The sequence below is a fragment of the Flavobacterium sp. LMO8 genome, assembly GCF_009495755.1.
Taxonomy (GTDB): Bacteria; Bacteroidota; Bacteroidia; order Flavobacteriales; family Flavobacteriaceae; genus Flavobacterium.
Genome location: NZ_WIBJ01000031.1, coordinates 116,129 through 136,411 on the forward strand (window position 1 = coordinate 116,129; position 20,283 = coordinate 136,411).

The 20,283-nt window shown below is 32.8% G+C and carries 21 protein-coding genes; 9 read left to right on the forward strand and 12 right to left on the reverse strand.

The genetic code is table 11. The annotated features are described in order from the left end of the window. Positions 1-108 precede the first annotated feature (108 nt). The 7 genes from GFJ94_RS08425 to GFJ94_RS08455 form a co-directional block, all read right to left on the reverse strand. Entirely contained in the window at positions 109-486 is a 378-nt protein-coding gene (locus tag GFJ94_RS08425; protein WP_153201111.1) for a hypothetical protein, read from the reverse strand. Positions 487-488: 2 nt separating this feature from the next. Then, complete coding sequence (locus tag GFJ94_RS08430; RefSeq protein WP_153201112.1) at positions 489-713, reverse strand: AtpZ/AtpI family protein; 225 nt, start codon at positions 711-713, stop codon at positions 489-491. Then, positions 713-1,072 carry a polymer-forming cytoskeletal protein gene (locus tag GFJ94_RS08435; RefSeq protein WP_153201113.1) on the reverse strand — a complete coding sequence of 120 codons (360 nt, stop codon included), beginning with the start codon at positions 1,070-1,072 and terminating at the stop codon, positions 713-715. The genes GFJ94_RS08430 and GFJ94_RS08435 overlap by 1 nt, the downstream gene beginning before the upstream one ends. Positions 1,073-1,092: 20 nt before the next feature. Then, positions 1,093-3,708, reverse strand: a complete 2,616-nt coding sequence (locus tag GFJ94_RS08440; protein WP_238989451.1) for a gliding motility protein — start codon at positions 3,706-3,708, stop codon at positions 1,093-1,095. A gap of 107 nt (positions 3,709-3,815) precedes the next feature. Further along, positions 3,816-4,481, reverse strand: a complete 666-nt coding sequence (locus GFJ94_RS08445; protein ID WP_153201114.1) for an aspartate kinase — start codon at positions 4,479-4,481, stop codon at positions 3,816-3,818. A 62-nt stretch (positions 4,482-4,543) separates the two neighbouring features. After that, positions 4,544-4,903, reverse strand: coding sequence for a YraN family protein (locus GFJ94_RS08450; RefSeq protein ID WP_153201115.1), 360 nt, complete (start codon positions 4,901-4,903; stop codon positions 4,544-4,546). Between the two features lie 40 nt (positions 4,904-4,943). Then, a complete protein-coding gene (locus GFJ94_RS08455; RefSeq protein ID WP_162523828.1) occupies positions 4,944-5,840 on the reverse strand; it encodes an LD-carboxypeptidase in 897 nt (298 codons plus the stop codon). A 242-nt stretch (positions 5,841-6,082) separates the two neighbouring features. On the opposite strand from GFJ94_RS08455, the gene GFJ94_RS08460 reads away from it, so the two are divergent. The 4 genes from GFJ94_RS08460 (at position 6,083) to GFJ94_RS08475 (ending at position 9,920) form a co-directional block, all read left to right on the forward strand. Beyond that, a complete protein-coding gene (locus GFJ94_RS08460) occupies positions 6,083-6,460 on the forward strand; it encodes a GxxExxY protein (protein ID WP_153201117.1) in 378 nt (125 codons plus the stop codon). An 88-nt stretch (positions 6,461-6,548) separates the two neighbouring features. Beyond that, positions 6,549-8,606 (forward strand): methionine--tRNA ligase, encoded by a 2,058-nt coding sequence (gene metG, locus GFJ94_RS08465; protein WP_153201118.1) that lies wholly within the window; start codon positions 6,549-6,551, stop codon positions 8,604-8,606. Between the two features lie 10 nt (positions 8,607-8,616). Then, positions 8,617-9,303 (forward strand): HAD family hydrolase, encoded by a 687-nt coding sequence (locus GFJ94_RS08470; RefSeq protein WP_153201119.1) that lies wholly within the window; start codon positions 8,617-8,619, stop codon positions 9,301-9,303. Further along, positions 9,300-9,920, forward strand: coding sequence for a chloramphenicol acetyltransferase (locus GFJ94_RS08475; RefSeq protein ID WP_153201120.1), 621 nt, complete (start codon positions 9,300-9,302; stop codon positions 9,918-9,920). Before GFJ94_RS08470 ends, GFJ94_RS08475 begins: the two co-directional genes overlap by 4 nt. A 32-nt stretch (positions 9,921-9,952) precedes the next feature. Here GFJ94_RS08475 and GFJ94_RS08480 read toward each other — a convergent pair whose 3' ends face one another. From GFJ94_RS08480 to GFJ94_RS08490, 3 genes are all read right to left on the reverse strand, one after another. After that, complete coding sequence (locus GFJ94_RS08480; protein ID WP_153201121.1) at positions 9,953-10,390, reverse strand: HRDC domain-containing protein; 438 nt, start codon at positions 10,388-10,390, stop codon at positions 9,953-9,955. A gap of 7 nt (positions 10,391-10,397) precedes the next feature. Further along, complete coding sequence (locus GFJ94_RS08485) at positions 10,398-10,721, reverse strand: single-stranded DNA-binding protein (protein ID WP_153201122.1); 324 nt, start codon at positions 10,719-10,721, stop codon at positions 10,398-10,400. 63 nt (positions 10,722-10,784) lie between these two features. Then, on the reverse strand, positions 10,785-11,105 hold the full coding sequence (locus GFJ94_RS08490) for a single-stranded DNA-binding protein (protein ID WP_153201123.1): 321 nt from the start codon (positions 11,103-11,105) through the stop codon (positions 10,785-10,787). A 272-nt stretch (positions 11,106-11,377) separates the two neighbouring features. Between GFJ94_RS08490 and GFJ94_RS08495 the strand changes: the two genes are divergently transcribed. From GFJ94_RS08495 to GFJ94_RS08515, 5 genes are read left to right on the forward strand one after another with little or no spacing between them, the layout of a single operon-like run. Next, positions 11,378-11,875 (forward strand): DUF6265 family protein, encoded by a 498-nt coding sequence (locus tag GFJ94_RS08495; RefSeq protein ID WP_153201124.1) that lies wholly within the window; start codon positions 11,378-11,380, stop codon positions 11,873-11,875. A 2-nt stretch (positions 11,876-11,877) separates the two neighbouring features. Then, positions 11,878-12,408: a YfiT family bacillithiol transferase gene (locus GFJ94_RS08500; RefSeq protein ID WP_153201125.1), complete on the forward strand. Its 531-nt coding sequence runs from the start codon at positions 11,878-11,880 to the stop codon at positions 12,406-12,408. A 2-nt stretch (positions 12,409-12,410) separates the two neighbouring features. Continuing rightward, positions 12,411-12,761, forward strand: coding sequence for a hypothetical protein (locus GFJ94_RS08505; protein ID WP_113987668.1), 351 nt, complete (start codon positions 12,411-12,413; stop codon positions 12,759-12,761). Positions 12,762-12,769: 8 nt separating this feature from the next. Further along, positions 12,770-13,615, forward strand: coding sequence for an SDR family oxidoreductase (locus GFJ94_RS08510; RefSeq protein WP_153201126.1), 846 nt, complete (start codon positions 12,770-12,772; stop codon positions 13,613-13,615). Positions 13,616-13,617: 2 nt separating this feature from the next. Continuing rightward, a complete protein-coding gene (locus GFJ94_RS08515; RefSeq protein WP_153201127.1) occupies positions 13,618-14,541 on the forward strand; it encodes a DMT family transporter in 924 nt (307 codons plus the stop codon). A 300-nt stretch (positions 14,542-14,841) separates the two neighbouring features. Here the strand turns inward: GFJ94_RS08515 and GFJ94_RS08520 are convergent, their stop codons facing one another. Then, complete coding sequence (locus GFJ94_RS08520) at positions 14,842-16,911, reverse strand: M13 family metallopeptidase (protein WP_153201128.1); 2,070 nt, start codon at positions 16,909-16,911, stop codon at positions 14,842-14,844. Between the two features lie 2 nt (positions 16,912-16,913). Then, on the reverse strand, positions 16,914-20,231 hold the full coding sequence (locus tag GFJ94_RS08525; RefSeq protein ID WP_238989452.1) for a T9SS type A sorting domain-containing protein: 3,318 nt from the start codon (positions 20,229-20,231) through the stop codon (positions 16,914-16,916). Positions 20,232-20,283: the final 52 nt, after the last annotated feature.

Below are 20,283 nucleotides of genomic sequence, written 5' to 3' on the forward strand. Positions count from 1 at the left end.
ATTCTAAAATTTTGGTCTTAAAAATTTTTGCAAAAGTACAACTTTAATTAATATTCCAAGTTTCAAAAATATTTTTTTTTGAATATTTAATGATTTTTTTGCCTTAAATTACTTTTTGTTTAGCAATCTTATTGTAAAATAGACATCTAGACTTAAAAAAAATAGAAAAGTGATGAAAAAATTAATTTTGTTTGTTTCAAGCATTACCTTATTTTGAAATAAATATTCGGTAGCAAAAAAATAACTTATCCCTACTTTTAACGTTGATAATCCTAAAAAAGCAAACCCTAATTGTTCTTTAGCGGTTTCATAGATTTTAATCATTGCTAACAAAATAGCCAATGTCATTATAAATTGTAAAGCATATGACATTAAAAAAGGTATTGTGTCAATCTTGTTTAAAAAAGTAACTATTCCAAAATGAATTAGAAAAAAACCGATTGAAATTAATAAAGCTTGAACAGTTACGGGTAATTTTTTTAACATCTTTACTTATTATTATTTAATTGATTTACTTGTTTGATTACATTATATAAGGCTACGAAAACACCAAGAAGTGTAATTCCTTTTAGAAAATAAGCTTCTGGATTTGGGTATTTTTCATCGAGCCATCTTCCAAGATACGAAAAGCCAAAAATAATCAATCCCATTTGAAATGGGATATTAATTAGTGCCAACCACTTATTGGATTGTTTTTTATTGTTTGAATCCATTATTTGTTTTGAGTTCGCATCTCGCAACTCGCTTCAAATCGAGCTCCTGGTTCTACAGCAAGTTTTCCAACAATTACTTCTCCTGTTATATGTGCTTTTGATTTTATGTTTAGCATGTCTTCGGCTTGAAGTTTTCCAGAAAATTTACCTTCAATATCGATGCTTTTACAAACAATATCACCAATTACTTCTCCTGTAGGTCCAATTACTATTTTTCCTTCGGAAGTGAAATTTCCAGAAAGTTTTCCGTCTAATCTAAAATCAGCCAATGTAGTGATATCTCCGTTTATCGTAGTTCCTTCAACAATTCTATTGGTTTTTCCTAATAAATGATCTTGGTTTTTAACTTTATCAAACATTTTATGAGGTTTTGGGGTTATTATTTATTCAACAAAAGCCATTCTTCAAATTTTTTCTTCATTTGAACAATTTTATAATCTTCGGTCGAAATGATGTAGGCTTGGTCTTTGATTTTGTAATTTTTGTGTTCTTTTAAAACTGATAATACTGAGTTTGCCGATTCTTTTGAACTAAATCCATGAATTACAATAAAATTATCAGTTAGATTGTAAATATCTTCAGATGATTTTATAGTATTTACATTTAGGTCTTTTAGATACTTTGCTGTTTTATCTGTAAGGTTTTTAACTTCTTTGCCGTAAGGAAAGCTTTTTGGAAAAATAATTTTGTAACTCGTTGGTTGTACTAAACCAAAATCCAATGCTTCAATTAATGGAACTTCCATTTGCACTATTTTTTCGGCTTGTTTTCCTTCATCAACATTAGGATAGGTCAGTGCAACAAAATTTAATGCTTTTTTATATTCTTCTACACCTTTTAATCTGGCCAATGTTTTTGCTTTAAGCATTTCAAATTTTGGCAAAGATTCTTCTCCAGCAAATTTAAAAATGGCCTCATCTACTTCTGCAAAAACTTCTCTTACTTGATTGTTTTCAAATTTTTTGTATAATGTGTTAAAAACAATTTCTGGGTTATCGTTATCCGTAATTTCAACTTCTGGATTATTCAAAATTTGAGCATATCGGCTATCCGGATATTGAGCCAATATTTGTTGTTTCATCTCCGCTGCTTTTGAAGGCGAAATTTGCTGATAAATTTTGCACAAATTATACATTGCAGGAAGTACCAAACGCTCTTCTGGTTTGTTTTTTAACAATTGCTCTAAACGAGAAGCTGCTAATTGGTATTCTTTAAATTTTTCTTTATAAATTAATCCTAATTGATAGTAAGCTAAATTTCTGTCTTTTGCTAAACTATCTATAAGTTTTGGGTCAGATGGGATTTGTTTTAAATAAAATTCTACTGTGTATAATGGATTTGTAACTTCCTCTTCCTTTTTATTATCATCAAAGTTTTCATCTGTATTCTCATCTTCTTTTGAATCATTATTTGAATTATTATCTTTCAAATTAGACCATTTCCAATTATCTTTTAATTTGCGTTTTCCCCATTTGGTTGCGAATTCTTTTTTGCCATATTCAACCGTAACAGGATTGTTGAAATAAAATGTACTATTATCTGAAGGATTCATCATTCCCGGCGGTAAATTTGATGCTCCACCGGTTTTTGTATTTGATATTATTGAATTATCTTTCCCGCTAATATTTGCAGGGTTTGAGCTAGCATTTTGATTGGCTAATAAATTGGCTTCTTTTTTTGCTTTTTTATCGTCTTCAATTTTTAATTTTGCAATATACTTTTCATAATATTGATTTCTGTCTGAATCATTCATAGCCACAACTGATAAAATACTATCGTTTTGTTGTGCTATGGTTTCATACTTAATTACGTCGTCAAGATTAATTCTTTTTTTCTTGATTTTTCTATATTCTCTTGTTCGATCATCTAACCGAATTAGAGTACTATCGTAATATTTTCCAGCTGTTTTGTATTGAGCTTCTTTGAAATAAATTTCACCAATATTTCTATAATTTGAAGATACTAAATAATTGTCTTGAGAACCCGATTTAATGGATCTATTATAGAAAGATATTGCTTTTTGATTTAATCCATGTTTGTCATAAAAAATTCCCATTTGATGATTCAAAATATCCAAATAAGGTCGGTTTTCTCTATCTTCTAAAAGTTTGTTAAATTTTTCTACAAAAGCTAAAGTATCGCCTTTTTTGTAATCAAATTGTTGTGCTTGTTTTGCATGTGCTTGAACAACATATCTACGAGGCGCTTTTCTATTCATGTCAATTACATCCTGAAAGGTAGCATAGGCACTATCATTATGTTGAAGATTCTCATATAACTGACCTAAAATAAATGTATATCGAGCCCTTTCCTCATTGTCATTAGTTGCTTCTTTTGCCACTTTTAAAGCTGCAATTGCAGTATCTTTAACTTCTATATTAATGAAAGCTTGAGCTAGCATGGCATTTGCGTCAGCTAAATCTTGACCCTTGATTTTTTTGTCTTTTAAAAGCAGTTTTAAATTTTTAATGGCAACATCTTCATTATCTAACCTAATGTTTATTTTTTCGCGCCACACTTTAGCATGATAAATACGGTCGCTTAATGGATATTTGTAAAGTATGTAATTTAACGCTTCTAATGATGGAATAAATCGATTTTCGTAAAAACGTGACTTTGCTAAAAGTAAATAGGCTTCATCCATTTGAGGATTTTTTTCAGTTCCAGCAATATTCATAGAATGTTTTTGAATTGCTTTTACTGCTTTTTCTTCAGCTCGTTCAAAATTCTTGTTTTTTGTTTGACCTGGCAAAGCTGCCTCATCAGAAACAGAAGTTCGTTCAACCGGAAGCACTTCCCAAAAATTGTCTTTGTAAGTTGCTTTTAAATCTTCTAATCCTTTAGTTAATGCTAAATTTCCGTTATACAAAACATTGTATTCTGTTGTTACGGCGTGAAAATTTCGATTGATAAATTTGTCTTTTTTAACAGAACAAGCTATCAAAAAAAAGATAAAACCAATCGAAAAAGAGTATTTTATTATAGTGCTTTTCAATGTAAAAACGTATTTGTACTTAAACTACTAAAATCACTTTTTAGTATGTATAGAGTGGTAAAAATACGTTTCTTTTTTTGATGAGAAAAAAAATAGTTGTTTTTTTGTTAATCAAATACATTTTTAAGGTCTTTTATAACCTTAAATGCAACATCAATTTGATCATCACTTACTATAATTGTAAACTCATTTGTAGTTGAAATTACCTCATGAATAATAATTCCTTCCCAAGCTAACCTTTGAAAAATATAATAGTAAACTCCAGGAGTAGAAATATTTTCTTGTGGTAATTTTACAGTAATAGATGAAAGATTTTCTATTTTATGAGTTAATTTTTCGTTCTTAAATATCGTTTCTACAATTGATTCAACGGATGTGCTAGTAACAATATTGGTTTCATTTACCCCACGAGACGAAGTATAAAAAATATCTTGTTGCCTATTAATTTCAGAAATTAATTTCGCTTGATTTTCTAAAAGAGTATCTGAACTAATAAATGTATAATCACTAAGTGAAGAGCGAACCGTAATTTCACCAATATTTTTTAAGACTTTTGAAATTTTATAGTTGATTTTAAAATCTAATTCTTCCGAAAGCCTTTTCAGAGACATTACAACAGCACCTTGTTTTACATCTTTTCCTAAATGTGCTTCTAATTCTGGCATCATTATTCTTGCTAAAGAAGTCAAATTGATAATCCCTTGAGAAAGTGAACTTAGTAAAAAAGGCTTAGATTTAATGTATTGTTCTACTACTGAGGATATAGTTTTCATGTTTTTAGTTGTTTGTTTGGCGCAAAGATAAAAACAAAAAATAATTTGTTACAAATTTAACATTAAAAATAATAAAACGCTTCTTCGATGTGTTCTATAACAAATTCTGTGTTTTCTTTATGAATAGCAATAATATCAAATCGGACTTCTAAATCCAAGTCGTTTTGGGTAACATATTCATTTATAGCTTTTAACAACAATTGAATCTTTTTGGGTTTTACAAATTCTTGTGGCAAACCAAAATCTAAACTCGAACGCGTTTTAACTTCTACAACTGCCAAAATATTATCTTTTTGAGCAATAATGTCAATTTCGGCTTTATCAAAAGTCCAATTGGTTTCCAAAATTTCATAGCCGTTTTTTTCTAAGAAATCGACTGCTAATTCTTCTCCAAGTTTTCCTAAATCGTTGTGTTCTGCCATTTTTCAATGTGTCAATTTTCAATGTGTCGATATGCCAATTTTAATGAAATTGAAGTTTCACTTCTTTTTCATTTACTTCAAAATCTACTTGTTTTCCAAGAATCAAAGTTCGATTGTCTTTTTGATGTCCGGCTGGAAATTCAAACACAATTGGAATATTGTATTCTTTGGCAATTGCAGTAATGATTTGCACTTCATTTTGACCGAACGGAATTTCGTTATCGTGCATGTCAGCCATACTTCCCACAATAATTCCTTTTACATTTTCGAAATAACCATTACGTTTTAGGTTATACATCATTCTATCGATGTGATACAAATATTCATCCAAATCTTCAATAAAGAGAATTTTTCCTTTCGTATCAATCGATGATTTTGAACCCAATAAACTATATAAAATCGATATATTTCCTCCTACTAATTCACCCGAAGCTTTTCCTTTTATATCGTATGGTTTTGATGGAACAGTATATGAAATAGTTACTCCAAAAAGTGCTTTTCGTAAGGTTTCTTTCACTTCTTCAGGTGCTTTTGGAACTGTAAATGGCATTATCGAATGCAAAGTAGCTACTCGTTCCACATTCAATTGACTGTGCAAAACAGTAACATCAGAAAATCCCATAATCCATTTGGGATGTTTTTTGAATTTGGTAAAATCTAACGAATCTATAATTCGAACGGTTCCATAACCACCACGCGCGCACCAAATCGCTTTGACATTGTCGTCATCCATCATTTCTTGAAAATCAGCAATTCGTTCAGCGTCAGTTCCACCAAGCTGACAACTATCTAAACCTATGGTTTTGCCTAATTTGGCTTTTAATCCCCAAGATTCTAATAATTCAATAGGAGGTTTGGCATCTTCTGGAAAAAATTTACGTGCTGTACAAACAATAGCAACTGTGTCGCCTTTTTTAAGATAAGGTGGAATTTTCATTTTCTTTTGCGAATGAGAAAAGTTTGAAATTAAAATAAGTATCAAAATAAATCTATACATAGTCAGATTTTATTAACTCAAAAGTAAACAAAATCCAATTAAAATTCGGGATTTCGTCACTAATCGATTATTTTTGTTTCAGTTTTTAATAAAATAATCTTTGCTCTCTTAAAATAACACTTCTGTTGTTCGGAATTTAACGCAAAGTTTAGAAGTTTTTCGCAAAGTCAAAAAAGGAAAGAATGACAGAAAATGAAATCTCAAATAAAGTTATTGGAATTGCCATAGAAGTTCACAATGCATTAGGTCCGGGTTTACTTGAAAATACCTACAAAGAATGTCTTTATTATAAACTTGTTCAAGCAGGATTTAAAGTTGAAAAAGAAAAATCAATTCCATTGATTTTTGAAGAAGTTAAACTAGATTGCGGTTACAGAATCGATTTACTTGTTGAAGACAAACTCGTTTTAGAATTAAAAAGCGTTGAAGAACTTTCTGAGCTTCATTTTGCTCAAACTTTAACTTATTTAAGGCTTGGTAACTTCAAATTGGGCTTACTTTTAAACTTTAATTCCGTTCTTTTAAAAGAAGGTATCAGACGAGTTGTAAATAAATTATAATTTTCACGACATTTGCACTTTTAAAACTTAAAATTTCTTTGCAAAGCTTTGCGAAAAACTTGGCGTCTTTGCGTTAAAATAAAAAATTATGTTAGAAAATCCGAAAAGATATACGATTACAGCGGCTTTACCTTATACAAATGGTCCTATTCACATTGGGCATTTAGCAGGTGTTTATGTTCCTTCCGATATTTATGCAAGATATTTACGTTTGCAAGGAAAAGATGTAGCTTTCATTTGCGGAAGCGACGAGCACGGTGTGGCGATTTCAATGAAAGCTAAAAAAGAAGGGATTACGCCTCAACAAGTAATTGATAAATATGACGGAATCATTCGTCAATCGTTTTTAGATTTCGGGATTTCTTTTGATAATTATTCGAGAACTTCTGCCGAGATTCATCATAAAACAGCTTCAGAATTTTTCAAAAAATTATATGATAACGGTGACTTCATAGAAGAAACTACCGAACAATTATACGATGCAAAAGCGGACCAATTCTTAGCAGACCGTTTCGTAACTGGAACTTGTCCAAAATGCGACAATCCAGAAGCATACGGAGATCAATGTGAAAAATGTGGCTCCACTTTAAATGCAACCGATTTAATTAATCCAAAATCAACTATTACAGGCGAAACTCCAATTTTAAAATCAACCAAACACTGGTTTTTGCCTTTAAATCGATACGAATCGTTCTTAAGAGAATGGATTTTAGAAGGTCATAAAAACGATTGGAAACCAAATGTTTACGGACAAGTAAAATCATGGGTTGATGGTGGTTTAGAACCAAGAGCCGTAACGCGTGATTTGGATTGGGGAATTGACGTTCCAGTTGAAGGTGCAGAAGGAAAAAAATTATACGTTTGGTTTGATGCGCCAATTGGCTATATTTCATCTACCAAAGAATGGGCAGCTCGCGAAGGAAAAGATTGGGAACCGTATTGGAAAGATGCCAATACAAAATTGGTTCACTTCATTGGAAAAGACAATATCGTGTTCCATTGCATCATTTTTCCGGCGATGTTAAAAGCAGAAGGAAGTTATATTTTACCTAATAATGTTCCGGCAAATGAATTCTTGAATTTAGAAGGAAACAAATTATCGACTTCTAAAAACTGGGCGGTTTGGTTGCACGAATATTTACAAGATTTCCCAGAAAAACAAGATTCGTTGCGTTATGCGTTAACGGCAAATGCTCCAGAAACCAAAGACAACGACTTCACTTGGAAAGATTTTCAAGCAAGAAACAATAATGAATTAGCTGCGATTTTTGGAAATTTCATCAACCGTGTCGTGGTGCTAACCAACAAATATTACAACGGAATTGTTCCTGCTCCAAACGAATTTTCAGAAGTTGACGAGCAAACCTTAGCCGAATTAAAAGCGTATCCAGCAGTAATTTCAAGTTCAATTGAACGTTACAGATTCAGAGAAGCGTTAGGTGAATTAATGAACGTTGCTCGTTTAGGAAACAAATATTTAGCGGATGAAGAACCGTGGAAAATGGTAAAAGAAAATCCAGCAAGAGTGCAAACTCAAATGTATGTGGCGTTACAAATTGCTTCTGCATTAGCAGTTTTATCGGAACCATTTTTACCTTTTACGGCTAAAAAATTATCGAATATTTTAAAAATCGATGCTTTAGGTTGGAATGATGTAACGACTAAAACAGATTTATTACCCGCAGGACATCAAATTGGTCAAGCCGAAATCTTGTTTGCCCAAATTGAAGATGCCGAAATCCAAAAACAATTAGACAAATTAGAAGCAACTAAAACGGCCAATAAAGTGGAAAACGCAAAAGCTGAACCGCAAAAAGAAACGGCTTCATTTGAAGATTTTGCAAAAATAGATTTACGAATTGGAACCATCATCGAAGCAGAAAAAATGCCAAAAGCCAACAAACTTTTAGTTTTAAAAGTAGATACTGGAATTGATGTAAGAACTATTGTTTCTGGCATTGCAGAGCATTTTACACCGGAAGAAGTAATTGGGAAACGCGTAACGGTTTTAGTAAACTTAGCACCAAGAGCTTTACGCGGTGTAGAAAGCGAAGGTATGTTGTTATTAACGAACAACGCGGAAGGAAAATTAGTTTTCGTAAATCCAGATGCGGAAGGTGTGATTAATGGCGCGATGATTTCTTAAAACACAAAATATGAACCCAAAAATAATAGCTTTCGACGCCGACGATACTTTATGGCACAACGAACCTTATTTCGATGAGGCGCAAGAACGCTTTTGTGTTTTGTTTCAAGATTATGCTTCGAGTCAAGAAATTTTAGGGTTGATTTTGAATCATCAAATTAAGAATTTACCACTGTATGGTTTCGGAATCAAAGCATTTACATTGTCAATGATTGAATCGGCTTTGGAATTGACCAATCATAAAATTTCGGGACAAAATATTCAAAAAGTGATTCAAATTGGAAAAGATTTACTACAAAAACCAGTCGAATTATTACCCAACGTTACTGAAGTTTTAGAACAATTAAAAGGCAGTCATAAATTAATTGTAGCTACAAAAGGCGATTTAAAAGACCAACACCGCAAATTGCACGATTCAGGAATTGGTGCTTATTTTCATCATATTGAAGTCATGAGCGACAAAGCCGAATTGGATTATGAAAAAATGTTAGGTCGTTTAGATTGTAAAGCCGAAGATTTTCTAATGATTGGAAATTCATTAAAATCAGACGTTCTACCTGTTTTAAATATTGGCGGACATGCGATTCACATTCCGTATCATACGACTTGGGAATACGAAAAAATTGATTTTGAAATTGAGCACGATAATTTCAAATCGTTTACCAATATTACTGAGATTTTACCCTTACTAAAATGAAGCAAAAAATAGACATCTCTACTTGGAACCGAAAAGAACATTTTGAATTTTTCTGTACTTTCGAAGAACCTTTTTTTGGGATTACTACTCCAATAGACATGACTATTGCTTATGAAAAAGCGAAAGCCATGCAAATTCCGTTTTTTGTTTATTATTTACACAAAACGATTACTGCTGTAAACCAAGTGGAAAATTTCAGATATCGAATTGAAGGAAATGAAGTAGTACTTTATGACGAAATTGACGCCTCTTCGACAATCATGCGAGAAGACAAAACGTTTGGTTTTTCGTTTATGAAATTTCATTCCGATATTCATGAGTTTGCTAAAAACGTACAAACTGAAATCGAAAGAATTCAAGTTACACCAGGCCTTTTTACAAGGGAATTTCCAGAAAACATTATTCATTTTTCAGCAATTCCATGGATTAATTTTACTGGATTAACGCATTCTCGAAGCTATACGTTACCAGATAGTTGTCCAAAAGTTTCTTTTGGAAAGTTAATGACTGAAAACAGTAAAAAAACAATGGCAATGACGGTTTTAGCACATCATGGTTTGGCAGACGGTTATCACATGGGATTATTTGTAGATGCTTTACAAACAGAATTAAATTGATAAACCACCGACAAAAGTCGATGGTTTATCAATTAAACAGCATTCAAAATTGCTAAAATATCTTCTCCAAATCGTTCCGACTTTTGTTTTCCGAAACCTTTAATTTGTTGCAATTCATCTAAGTTACTTGGCTTATACATTTCTAAATCGATTAATTCTGAATTGTGACAAATCATGTATTTTTTCAGTTTCAAAGCTTCTGATTTTTCGTTTCTCCACTGATTCAAATAAACGTAAACTTGCTTGTCTTTCGGATTCAAATCTTCATACGATTTACGTTCTAATCGCTCTGGTTTTTCTTGTTCTTCTGATTCATAATGAACAATAACCGACCAATGTGCTTCTTCACTTTCCACAAATTGCGTGCTCGATTTTTTAAAAGTAACCGAATTCAAAAAAGCATTCAATTGTTGTTGATCGTACTCCAAAAATGCGTTATCCAATCGGATTGAAAATACTTTAACTTGCATAACATCCTTATTTACCGATTAACAAAATCTCGTTTGCAATTACTTCAGTAACATAGCGTTTGTTTCCGTCTTTGTCGTCGTAACTTCTGTGTGTTAATTTGCCTTCAATAGCGATTTCTTTACCTTTGGTTACAAAACGCTCGATAATATCAGCCGTTTTCCCCCAAGCGGTAACTCGGTGCCATTGCGTTTGTTCTACTTTGTCACCGTTGTCTTTGTAATACACTTCGTTTGTAGCGATGCTGATATTTGCTAATTTTTTTCCTCCTTCAAGGTTTTTGATTTCTGGTTCTTGACCAACGTGTCCGATTAATTGTACTGAATTCTTCATGGCGTATAAAATTTAATGTTTGTGTAAATTGAATTTTGAAATTGAACTTGTTCTTGAACTTGATTATTTGCTTAATAAAACCAACTCATTAGCAACCACTTCCGTGATGTAACGTTTGTTTCCTTCTTTGTCATCATAGTTTCTGTGTGTTAATTTACCTTCAATGGCTACGTGACTTCCTTTGGTTAACAATTTTTCAATAATGTCAACGGTTTTTCCCCAAGCGGAAACGCGGTGCCATTCTGTTTGTTCAACTTTTTCACCTTTGGCGTTAGTGTAATTTTCATTTGTAGCGATAGTGAAGTTTGCTACTCTTCCAGATTCTAAATTTTTGATTTCTGGTTCTTGTCCTACGTGTCCGATTAATTGTACTCTGTTCTTCATGGCGTTTAAATATTTAATGTTAATTGATTTTTATTTGGAACACAGATTTAAGAAATTGTAATAATCTAAAAAATCTAATGTTTCGAAATTTGAACTTGCTCTTGAACTTGAATTTGTTTTTGAACTCGTTGTTTCATTTCGACAGTGCAAAGATGTGGCGAGAAAAAAACGTTATTCGGTAATTAGCTATTTAATATCGGTTGTAAATATTTGTAAGCGTTTGTAAATGGAAATTATTTTTGTATATTCGCTTTAACTATAAGACTTTACAGATGAAAAAATTAATCTTCCAAAAAAGTATTTATTTTTTACTTTTTATTTGTTCGTTTAGCGCATTTGCACAAAACACTCTGAATTATAACGATGAAAAAGGTTCGCCAAAAGCCACTTTACAAGATGTAAAATGGATTATAGGCAATTGGACAGGTGAAGCTTTAGGTGGCATTTGTCAAGAAACTTGGAGCGAACCTATCGGAAATTCGATGATGTTCAATTTCAAATTAGTAGTTGATGGGAAAGTTGTTTTTTATGAATTGGGACACATTATTGAAAAAGACAAAACGCTATTATTACAACTCAAACACTTTGACGGCGAATTAAAAGGCTGGGAAAAAGCGGAAGTAAGTGAAAACTTTGAATTGGTAAAAGTTACTCCAACACATGTGTATTTCGATAAATTTACATTTGAGAAAATTTCGGATAACGAAATCAATATTTACGTGGTTTTTGAAGATAGTGGTAAGGAAATGAAGTTTAATTTTAAGAAGTAAAGATGAAAAATTTAAGATTTCCTATTGGTGAATTTTCTTGTCCTCAAAACATTACAAAAGATAATATTGAAAGTTGGATAAATGACATTGAAAGTTTTCCAAGTAAATTATCACAGCTTACAAAAAAATTAACGATTGAAGAATTAAATTGGATTTATAGACCAAATGGTTGGACAATAAAACAAGTTATTCATCATTGTTCTGATAGTCACATGAATGCTTTTATTCGTTTTAAATTAGCTTTAACTGAAGAAAATCCAACTATAAAATCTTATGAAGAAGCTCTTTGGGCAAATCTAATTGATGGAAATGATAATGATATTTCAAATTCTTTACTTTTATTAAAAAGTTTACACAATAAATGGATTTTGTTGCTAAAAAACATAAATGAAAGCCAATGGGAAAAAACATATTTTCATCCTGAATCTAAAAGAACATATATTCTTAAAGAAGTTGTTGGTTTATATGCTTGGCATTGCAATCATCATTTGGCTCATATTAAACAAGCTTTACAATATCAAAATAAATTTTAATCATGAGTAAAACCTGCTTAGAATGTGGCGATAAAATAATCGGTCGCGAAGACAAAAAATTTTGTTCGGATGGCTGCCGCAATGCGTACAACAACAAAATGAACAAAGATCAGAACAATCTGATGCGCAACATAAATAACAAATTGCGTAAAAATTATCGCATTTTGTGTGAACTCAACCCAGAAGACAAAGGAAAAACCACAAAAACCAAATTGCTAAGCAAAGGTTTCGATTTTGAATTTTTCACAAGCATGTTACAAACCAAAACCGGCAACACCTATTTCTTTTTGTACGACCAAGGTTATCGTGCGTTGGAAGATGATTTTTATATGTTGGTGAAGAAAGATAGTTAAGAAGATAGATGAAAGAAGAAAGAAAAAAGATAGCCATACTCGGCTGCGGTTGGCTCGGATTACCCTTAGCTAAATCATTGCTTTCAAAAGGACACGAAATAAAAGGTTCTACGACTTCGGAAAATAAATTAGAAATTTTGAAAAATGCGGGAATTTTACCTTTCCAAATTCAGTTGGAAGAATACCATATAACTGGAACTATAGAAGATTTTCTGAAAGAAACCGATGTTTTGATTATAGATATTCCGCCAGGTTTGCGAAGAATAATTTTGTCTTCAGAAGAAATGACATTCGTAAATAAGGTAAAAACATTGATTCCGTTTGTCGAAAAATCGGGTATTCAGAAAGTTATTTTTGTGAGTTCGACTTCGGTTTATGGTGATGGTTTTCCTATTGTTGAAATTACGGAAGATTCAAAACCAAATCCTGATACAGAAAGTGGAAAACAATTAGTTATTGCCGAAACCCTTTTACAATCAAATCCGTGTTTTAAAACTACCGTAATTCGTTTTGGTGGTTTGCTTGGCGATGATCGTCATCCTGTGAAATTTTTGGCAGGAAGAACGAATGTTGAAAATCCTGATGCTCCGGTGAATATGATTCAAAGAGAAGATTGTATTGGGATTATTAAAAAGTCTCTCGACTTCGCTCGAGATGACAAATGGGAATGGAATCAAACGTTTAACGCTGTTGCACCTCAACATCCAACTCGCAAGGAATATTATCACAAAAAAGCTGAAATTCTAAATTTGCCATTGCCTATCTTTGCCGAAAATTTGGAATCGAAAGGTAAAATGATTTCCAGTAAAAAAGTGGAAACCATTTTAGGTTATTCGTTCCAAAAAGAAATTTAGTAATGGCGTATTTTAGCGTATTTCACAATTACATCCAACAAAAGAAAAATGCAATTGGCTTGCCTATTTTAGCATTAATTTGGATTAGCTTTTTCTGGGGAACCACTTGGATTGCTTCCAAAGAAGGTGTCAAACACATGCCTCCGATGCAATTGGTTGCGTTGCGTCAACTTTTTGGTGGATTGTTGTACTTGCTTTATTTCTTAATCAAAAAACATCCTTGGCCAAACAAACGTCAATGGCGTACGATTTTAGTTTTGAGTGTGTTGAATTTCATGTTGAGTAACGGTTTAAGTACTTGGGGCGTGAAATATATTTCGAGTGGTTTGGGTGCAATTATTGGTTCGATATTTCCGCTTTGGATTGTCATTATCAGTTTGTTTCGCGGACAAAAAACATCTTGGAAAGCAGTTGTGGGAATGATTGTCGCTTTTGGTGGCATTTGCGTAATTTTCTACGATTACCTCAACGATTTCTTAGAACCTGAATTCCGATTTGGGATTTTACTTTCGGTAATTGCTACGTTTACTTGGGCGTTGTCTTCGATTTATATCAAGGAAAATAAAACCAATTTTAATCCGTATTTTAGTTTGGGATTGCAAATGTTGATTTCGAGCATTGTAATTTCGAGCGTTATAGGATTTAATGGCACTTCGGTTCCACTAAGTGAAATTCCAGCGATTTCTTGGTGGTCGATTGGTTATTTGGTGGTTTTTGGTTCGGTATTGACGTTTATTGCGTTCATTTATGCGTTAGAAAATTTACCAACTGAAATCAGTAGTTTGTATGCCTACATCAATCCAATGGTGGCGTTGTTTTTTGGTTATTTATTGTTTAATGAACCTTTGACAACTGCGATTATCATAGGTGGAACGATTACTATTATTGGACTTTATTTAGTGAATCGAGCGATTAAGAAGAAATAATTTTAGCCACAGATTAAAAGATTTTCACTGATTGTAGTCATTTTAATCCTTCACTATTTTATCAAGCAAAAAACCACTTAAAAGAAACTCTATTGTCATTTTAAATTCATTTCAAAATCTCTATATAGAGAAGTTGAAATGGATTCAGCTTGGCAGAATTTACTTTTAAATAGTCTTTAAAAAACCACATAGAAACATAGATTTAAATCTTAAGGCGTTTCACTTTTTAGAGAAAAGATAGCTTTTGTGAACTATAACGAACTCCTAAAAAAATCTATGATTCTATGTGGTTAAAAAATATTACCAAATTTTCACTCGGTCTTCTGGTTTTAAATACATTCCATTATTTGGTTGAATGTTGAACGCTTTGTAGAACGCTTCCACATTTTGTAATGGCACATAAGCACGATACATTCCTGGTGAATGTGGGTCGGTTTTTACTTGGTTTTTGATTGCTTCGTCACGCATTTTGCTTCTCCAAATGGTTGCCCAAGAAATAAAGAAGCGTTGGTCAGGGGTAAATCCGTCGATTAGCCCTGGATTTCCGTTTTCTTTCAAATAGATTTGTAAACCATCAAATGCAGCGTTAACGCCACCTAAATCTCCAATATTTTCACCTAATGTGAATTTTCCATCCACAAAAATTCCAGGTAATGGTTCTAAAGCAGAATATTGGTCAGCCAAAGCACTTCCTAAAGTGGTGAATTGTTTTAAATCTTCATCACTCCACCAGTTTATTAAATTCCCTTCTGCATTATATCTAGAGCCTGAATCGTCAAATCCGTGTGAAATTTCGTGACCAATTACGGCCCCAATTCCACCATAATTTACTGCTTCATCCGCTTTGTAATCATAAAAAGGAGGTTGTAAAATAGCTGCTGGGAATACAATTTCGTTGTTCGTTGGACTGAAATACGCATTTACTGTTTGAGGCGACATTCCCCATTCTTCTTTATCAACTGGTTTTCCGATTTTTTCAATGTTTTTCTTGTGACTCCATCGGGCATACATTCTTGCATTTTCAAAATACGTTCCACCTTGTTCTGGCGATTTCATTGTTAAAGCTGAGTAGTCTTTCCATTTATCAGGATATCCAATTTTTACTCGGAATTTGTTTAATTTAATTTTAGCATTTTCCTTAGTGGCTTTTGTCATCCAAGGTAAATTGTTGATACGGTTATCAAAAGCCAACATTACATTTGCAATCATAGCTTGTGCTTTTTCTTTAGCTTCTGGTGGGAATTTTTTAGCTACGTATAATTTTCCTAAAGCTTCACCTAATCTTCCGTTAACTGTTGCTAAAGCCCTTTCTTCCGCTGGACGTTGCTTAACAGCTCCAGTTAACGTTTTTCCGTAGAAATCAAAATTAGTATTTTCAATTTCAGTAGATAATAATCCTGCAGAACCTCTTAAAGCAGTCCAACGCATATACGCTTTCCAGTCTTCAACTTGGTTGTCTTTTAAAATAGCTTCAACCGTTTGTAAATATTTTGGTTGCGAAACCACTAACGAATCTACTTTTCCAATTCCTACAGATTGAAAATAAGCATCCCATTTTACTGTTGGTGCTAATTTTTGCAAATCAGCAAAACTCATTGGATTGTAAGTTTTTCTTCTATCTCTACGCTCAACTCGATCTAAAGTTGCGGTAGACATTTTAGTTTCTAAGGCTAAAATTTTCTTTGCATCCTCATTTGCTGCAGCTTCAGATTCACCTAAATATTGCAACATTCTCGTCACGTGAGCTACGTATTTTTCACGCTTTTCTTTGTTGTCTGGCGCTTCGGAAACGTAGTAATCTCTATCAGGTAAACCAAGGCTTCCTGTACCTACATAAATTACGTTTTTGTTACTGTTTTTAGCATCGGCACCTATGTAGCTTCCGAAGAAACCTAATCCCATTTCTGGTTCCATTTCGGCTAATAAAGCTACTAATTGGTCGGCATTTTGAACGCTATTAATTTTAGCTAAATAAGGTTTTAATGGGTCAATTCCTGCTTTATTTCTGCTTACTGTGTCTAAAACCGTTTTGTATAAACTAATTGCTTTTGCTTGATCAGAATTTGGTTCGATGGTTTTATCTTTTATAGCTTCTTTTAGAATTGCCATTACATCATTGTCTGTATTTTTACGCAATTCATCAAAACTTCCCCAACGGGTTCTGTCTGCTGGGATTTCGGTTTTATCTAACCAAGTTCCGTTTACATAACGGTTGAAATCATCTGCTGGATTTACGGATTTATCCATATAGCCAACGTTAATTCCTACTGATTCTTTTTTTGTTGCTACTTCTTGTGATGATTTACAAGAATATAATGCTACTGACAAAAAAAGGAAGCCGAAACTTCCCTTTAAGATGAATTTATTCATAGTTATTCTTTAATAATTCTTTTTACTGTTGATTGTTCGCCTGCTGTAACTTTTACGAAATAAATTCCTTGAGCCACAGTTGATAAATCTAATGAAACCTCAGCATTTGAAATAGCAAAATCTTTTTTAGACCAAACTATTTTTCCGGTAACATCATATACATCAATTGCAGTAGGTTCTATATTACCTAAAGTAATATTAAAAATACCTTTTGAAGGATTTGGATATAATACAATATTTTGCAATTCAAAATTTTGATTAGATAGTGTTCCTGTAATTACAAAGTTATCCACATTTACTCCTAAATCATTTTCTGCTTCATCAGAATGGAAAACAATTCTAAAAATAATATTACTTTCAGTATTGAATGCATTTAAAGGATAAGTATATGTTTTTACAGTTGTGTCAAGACCAGTCCATTGAGCACCAGGACAATTAAAACAATCGTTACCTGAAGTAGCAGATGTTCTATCGCTGTTGTACCAAGTAGGTCCAACTGTTCCTAAAACATTCCAATTTGCTCCAAAATCATTAGAATATTCAACATAAATTACATCCCAATTTAATTCAATATCAAACTTCATATCAAAGCTAATCATTGGATTTACAACATTATTTAAATTATAACATTGTGAAACAAGATATCCTTTGGTCATGTCGGGATAATTTCCAGTAAGGTTTGTTGTATATACTGTGTTGCTTCCGGTTCCCATAGGTCCTAAACCTCTAGTGCCTCTAACCCATAATGGGGTTGAAGATCCTTCGGTATACGATATTAAAGCATCAGTTGTATTTGTAAAAGAATTTACTTGCCCAATAGTTCCGCCATCGTTTATATAAAACTGTGTTAATCCGCTATTGTTATCTGAATATGCATCATTTGTAATAGTAGTATTTACATTTAAAGAATGTGCTCCTCTTGATAAAGTAGCAGCTGGTAAATCGATTATAGTTGTTGCACTTGGAGCAAGTGTACCATTCCAAACATAGTTATAAGCTGTTGCATCTATTGTGTAATTAACTGTTACATCAGATATTGAACTTGTTCCATTATTTTTTACTTCAACTTGAGGAGTAATGTTTGAACCACAATTAATATTGATACCTGGGTTTTGGATACTTACAAATTTTAAATCATTGGCAGGAATCTGAACAGGAATATCTGTTTGCCAAACTCCTCTACCATAGGTAGCTGCAATTAATTTTGAATCTTCAAGGTTGATTTCTAAATCTGTAATAGATACATTAGGTAGGTTTACGTCAAAAGGTTCCCATTGTGACATGGAATCGTCTCTATAATAGACTCCTAAACTTGTTCCAACATATAATGGGTTATCTGTATTTCTTCCTTGATGTACAATGCAGTTTTTTCCAATTGCTGGTAGACCTGTTGAAAAATTAGAAAATGAAGTCCCTCCATTTGTTGATTTTAAAACTTGACCTCCGGATCCATTAGTAGTTATGTAAACAATATTACTATCTGTAGAATGTACTTCAATAGATGTAATAGCTATAGATGCATTATATGCTAAGGAAAAATTAACACCTCTATTAATACTCTTATATAATCCAGCGCCATTAGCTACATACATAATATTATCGTTTGATGGATCTACATGGATTAATTCCAAATTTCCTGATCCAATAGAGCCAACATTTTGTTGTATCCATGCGCTGCCAACTAATTTATAAAGTCCAGCAAAACCCGAAAACAATTCACCTGAATTATTTGCCGTTAATGGTGTTACCCAATTTCCATCTACTCCGCCTGGAGATGAAACTGAACCAGTTATGGCATCACCAGCAGAATTACTCATATACATGCTACTTCCATTTTGAATAAATCCATAATACTGATTTTGATTATTTGGATTAATAGCGGTATCCATTCCATCAGCACCATAGTAGTTTTTCCATTGACCTCCACTGTAAGCGTGACCGCCATTATCTTGTAACCCTCCAACCATATTAGCTGCAGATTGCTTAGAAACTGCAATCTTATAAAATTGACTAATTTGAACTCCTGCTGTTAAATCTGTAAAATTAGCTCCATTGTTCTCTGAAACATAAATTCCACCATCAGTTCCAGCGAATAGTTTATTACCATGAAATCCTAAATAATGAATATCTGCATGAGTATAGGATGGGTCAGTTGGAGAGCTCCAATTATTTATTTTTGTTACGGAAGTTCCCCCAGTGGTTGATTTCCAAACATTTAAACAACCCGTATAAACTTCCTCAGCATTTGTTGATGAAACAGCCAAAGCTAAATCATACCAAGCTTGAGTTGATTCCAAAAAATCTGTAGATCCGGATGTTTTAATAAATGAAACACCGCTATTTGTTGATCGATAAATCCCATTTAATGAATAATTAGGTCCGTTCCCAACACTTAAAGCGTAAACGTAATTGTTATCCGCCGGAGTTACATCAATAATTAAACGACTTGTTGAAGGTACCGAAGAAACAATCACACCTGTAAAAGTTGTACCTGTATTAGTAGATCTGTAAAATCTATTATTTGATGAAGCATAAACAACTGTTGGATCTCCTGGTTTTAATCTAATATTTCCTTGAGAGAAATCTCCAGTTTGCACTTGAGTCCAAGAAGTGCCTGCATTAGTTGATTTGTAAATACCATTATTTGTTGCGCACCATAAAATTTGATTATTTGTTGGGTGAATTATAATATCACCTGCAGAACTTGGATTTGAACCTCCCATTGTGCCAGTTGGATTCCAAGTTAAACCTCCATCAGTAGATTTATAAACTCCAACTGAATAAGAATCTCCTGCATCTTTATCACCAGTTGCAATGTAAATGGTGTTTGAATTTGAATAATCAACTGCAATACCAGAAACTCCAATTTGAGGTAATTCATCAGTTAGAGGAGTCCATGTACTACCATTATTAATAGATTTCCATATCCCTCCTGCTGGCGAACCTAAATAGACAGTATTAGGATTTGATGGGTCAACATGCACTATATTAACACGTCCTTGTCCAGAAGACCATGAACCTGTATTAGTATGCGTAAAAGGACCTACAGGTTGCCAATTACTTGGCGGCAACGCTCTATTTGTAGCATTTCTACTAGCTTTTACTTGATTTTTTTGACGCCATGCTTCCCATAATTGTTCGGCTGGCATAATATATCCTTGCTCGTTTGTATAATTTCTCCAGTGATACTCCCAACGCATGAAAGGTTTGTAACCAGATCCTCTTGCGTTTTTGTCTCTTGTAGACCAATAGGCATTAAAAGCATTTACCATTTCATTAATGGTTACTTCACCTCTATTTGCCGTGTTTATGTTAGTCATCCAAGGGGCATTGGAATTGAATTGTGAAAATCCTAAAAAGGAACACAATAAA

Excerpts from the sequence above, each read along its gene's own strand:
- GFJ94_RS08425 (WP_153201111.1), bottom strand. The coding sequence starts at position 486 with ATGTTAAAAAAATTACCCGTAACTGTTCAAGCTTTATTAATTTCAATC.
- GFJ94_RS08430 (WP_153201112.1), bottom strand. The coding sequence starts at position 713 with ATGGATTCAAACAATAAAAAACAATCCAATAAGTGGTTGGCACTAATT.
- GFJ94_RS08490 (WP_153201123.1), bottom strand. The coding sequence starts at position 11,105 with ATGAAGAACAGAGTACAATTAATCGGACACGTAGGACAAGAACCAGAA.
- GFJ94_RS08485 (WP_153201122.1), bottom strand. The coding sequence starts at position 10,721 with ATGAAGAATTCAGTACAATTAATCGGACACGTTGGTCAAGAACCAGAA.
- GFJ94_RS08445 (WP_153201114.1), bottom strand. The coding sequence starts at position 4,481 with ATGAAAACTATATCCTCAGTAGTAGAACAATACATTAAATCTAAGCCT.
- GFJ94_RS08435 (WP_153201113.1), bottom strand. The coding sequence starts at position 1,072 with ATGTTTGATAAAGTTAAAAACCAAGATCATTTATTAGGAAAAACCAAT.
- GFJ94_RS08450 (WP_153201115.1), bottom strand. The coding sequence starts at position 4,903 with ATGGCAGAACACAACGATTTAGGAAAACTTGGAGAAGAATTAGCAGTC.
- GFJ94_RS08475 (WP_153201120.1), top strand. The coding sequence starts at position 9,300 with ATGAAGCAAAAAATAGACATCTCTACTTGGAACCGAAAAGAACATTTT.
- GFJ94_RS08470 (WP_153201119.1), top strand. The coding sequence starts at position 8,617 with ATGAACCCAAAAATAATAGCTTTCGACGCCGACGATACTTTATGGCAC.
- GFJ94_RS08525 (WP_238989452.1), bottom strand. The coding sequence starts at position 20,231 with ATGACTAACATAAACACGGCAAATAGAGGTGAAGTAACCATTAATGAA.
- GFJ94_RS08455 (WP_162523828.1), bottom strand. The coding sequence starts at position 5,840 with ATGAAAATTCCACCTTATCTTAAAAAAGGCGACACAGTTGCTATTGTT.
- GFJ94_RS08505 (WP_113987668.1), top strand. The coding sequence starts at position 12,411 with ATGAGTAAAACCTGCTTAGAATGTGGCGATAAAATAATCGGTCGCGAA.
- GFJ94_RS08520 (WP_153201128.1), bottom strand. The coding sequence starts at position 16,911 with ATGAATAAATTCATCTTAAAGGGAAGTTTCGGCTTCCTTTTTTTGTCA.
- GFJ94_RS08480 (WP_153201121.1), bottom strand. The coding sequence starts at position 10,390 with ATGCAAGTTAAAGTATTTTCAATCCGATTGGATAACGCATTTTTGGAG.
- GFJ94_RS08460 (WP_153201117.1), top strand. The coding sequence starts at position 6,083 with ATGACAGAAAATGAAATCTCAAATAAAGTTATTGGAATTGCCATAGAA.
- GFJ94_RS08500 (WP_153201125.1), top strand. The coding sequence starts at position 11,878 with ATGAAAAATTTAAGATTTCCTATTGGTGAATTTTCTTGTCCTCAAAAC.
- GFJ94_RS08510 (WP_153201126.1), top strand. The coding sequence starts at position 12,770 with ATGAAAGAAGAAAGAAAAAAGATAGCCATACTCGGCTGCGGTTGGCTC.
- GFJ94_RS08495 (WP_153201124.1), top strand. The coding sequence starts at position 11,378 with ATGAAAAAATTAATCTTCCAAAAAAGTATTTATTTTTTACTTTTTATT.
- GFJ94_RS08515 (WP_153201127.1), top strand. The coding sequence starts at position 13,618 with ATGGCGTATTTTAGCGTATTTCACAATTACATCCAACAAAAGAAAAAT.
- metG (WP_153201118.1), top strand. The coding sequence starts at position 6,549 with ATGTTAGAAAATCCGAAAAGATATACGATTACAGCGGCTTTACCTTAT.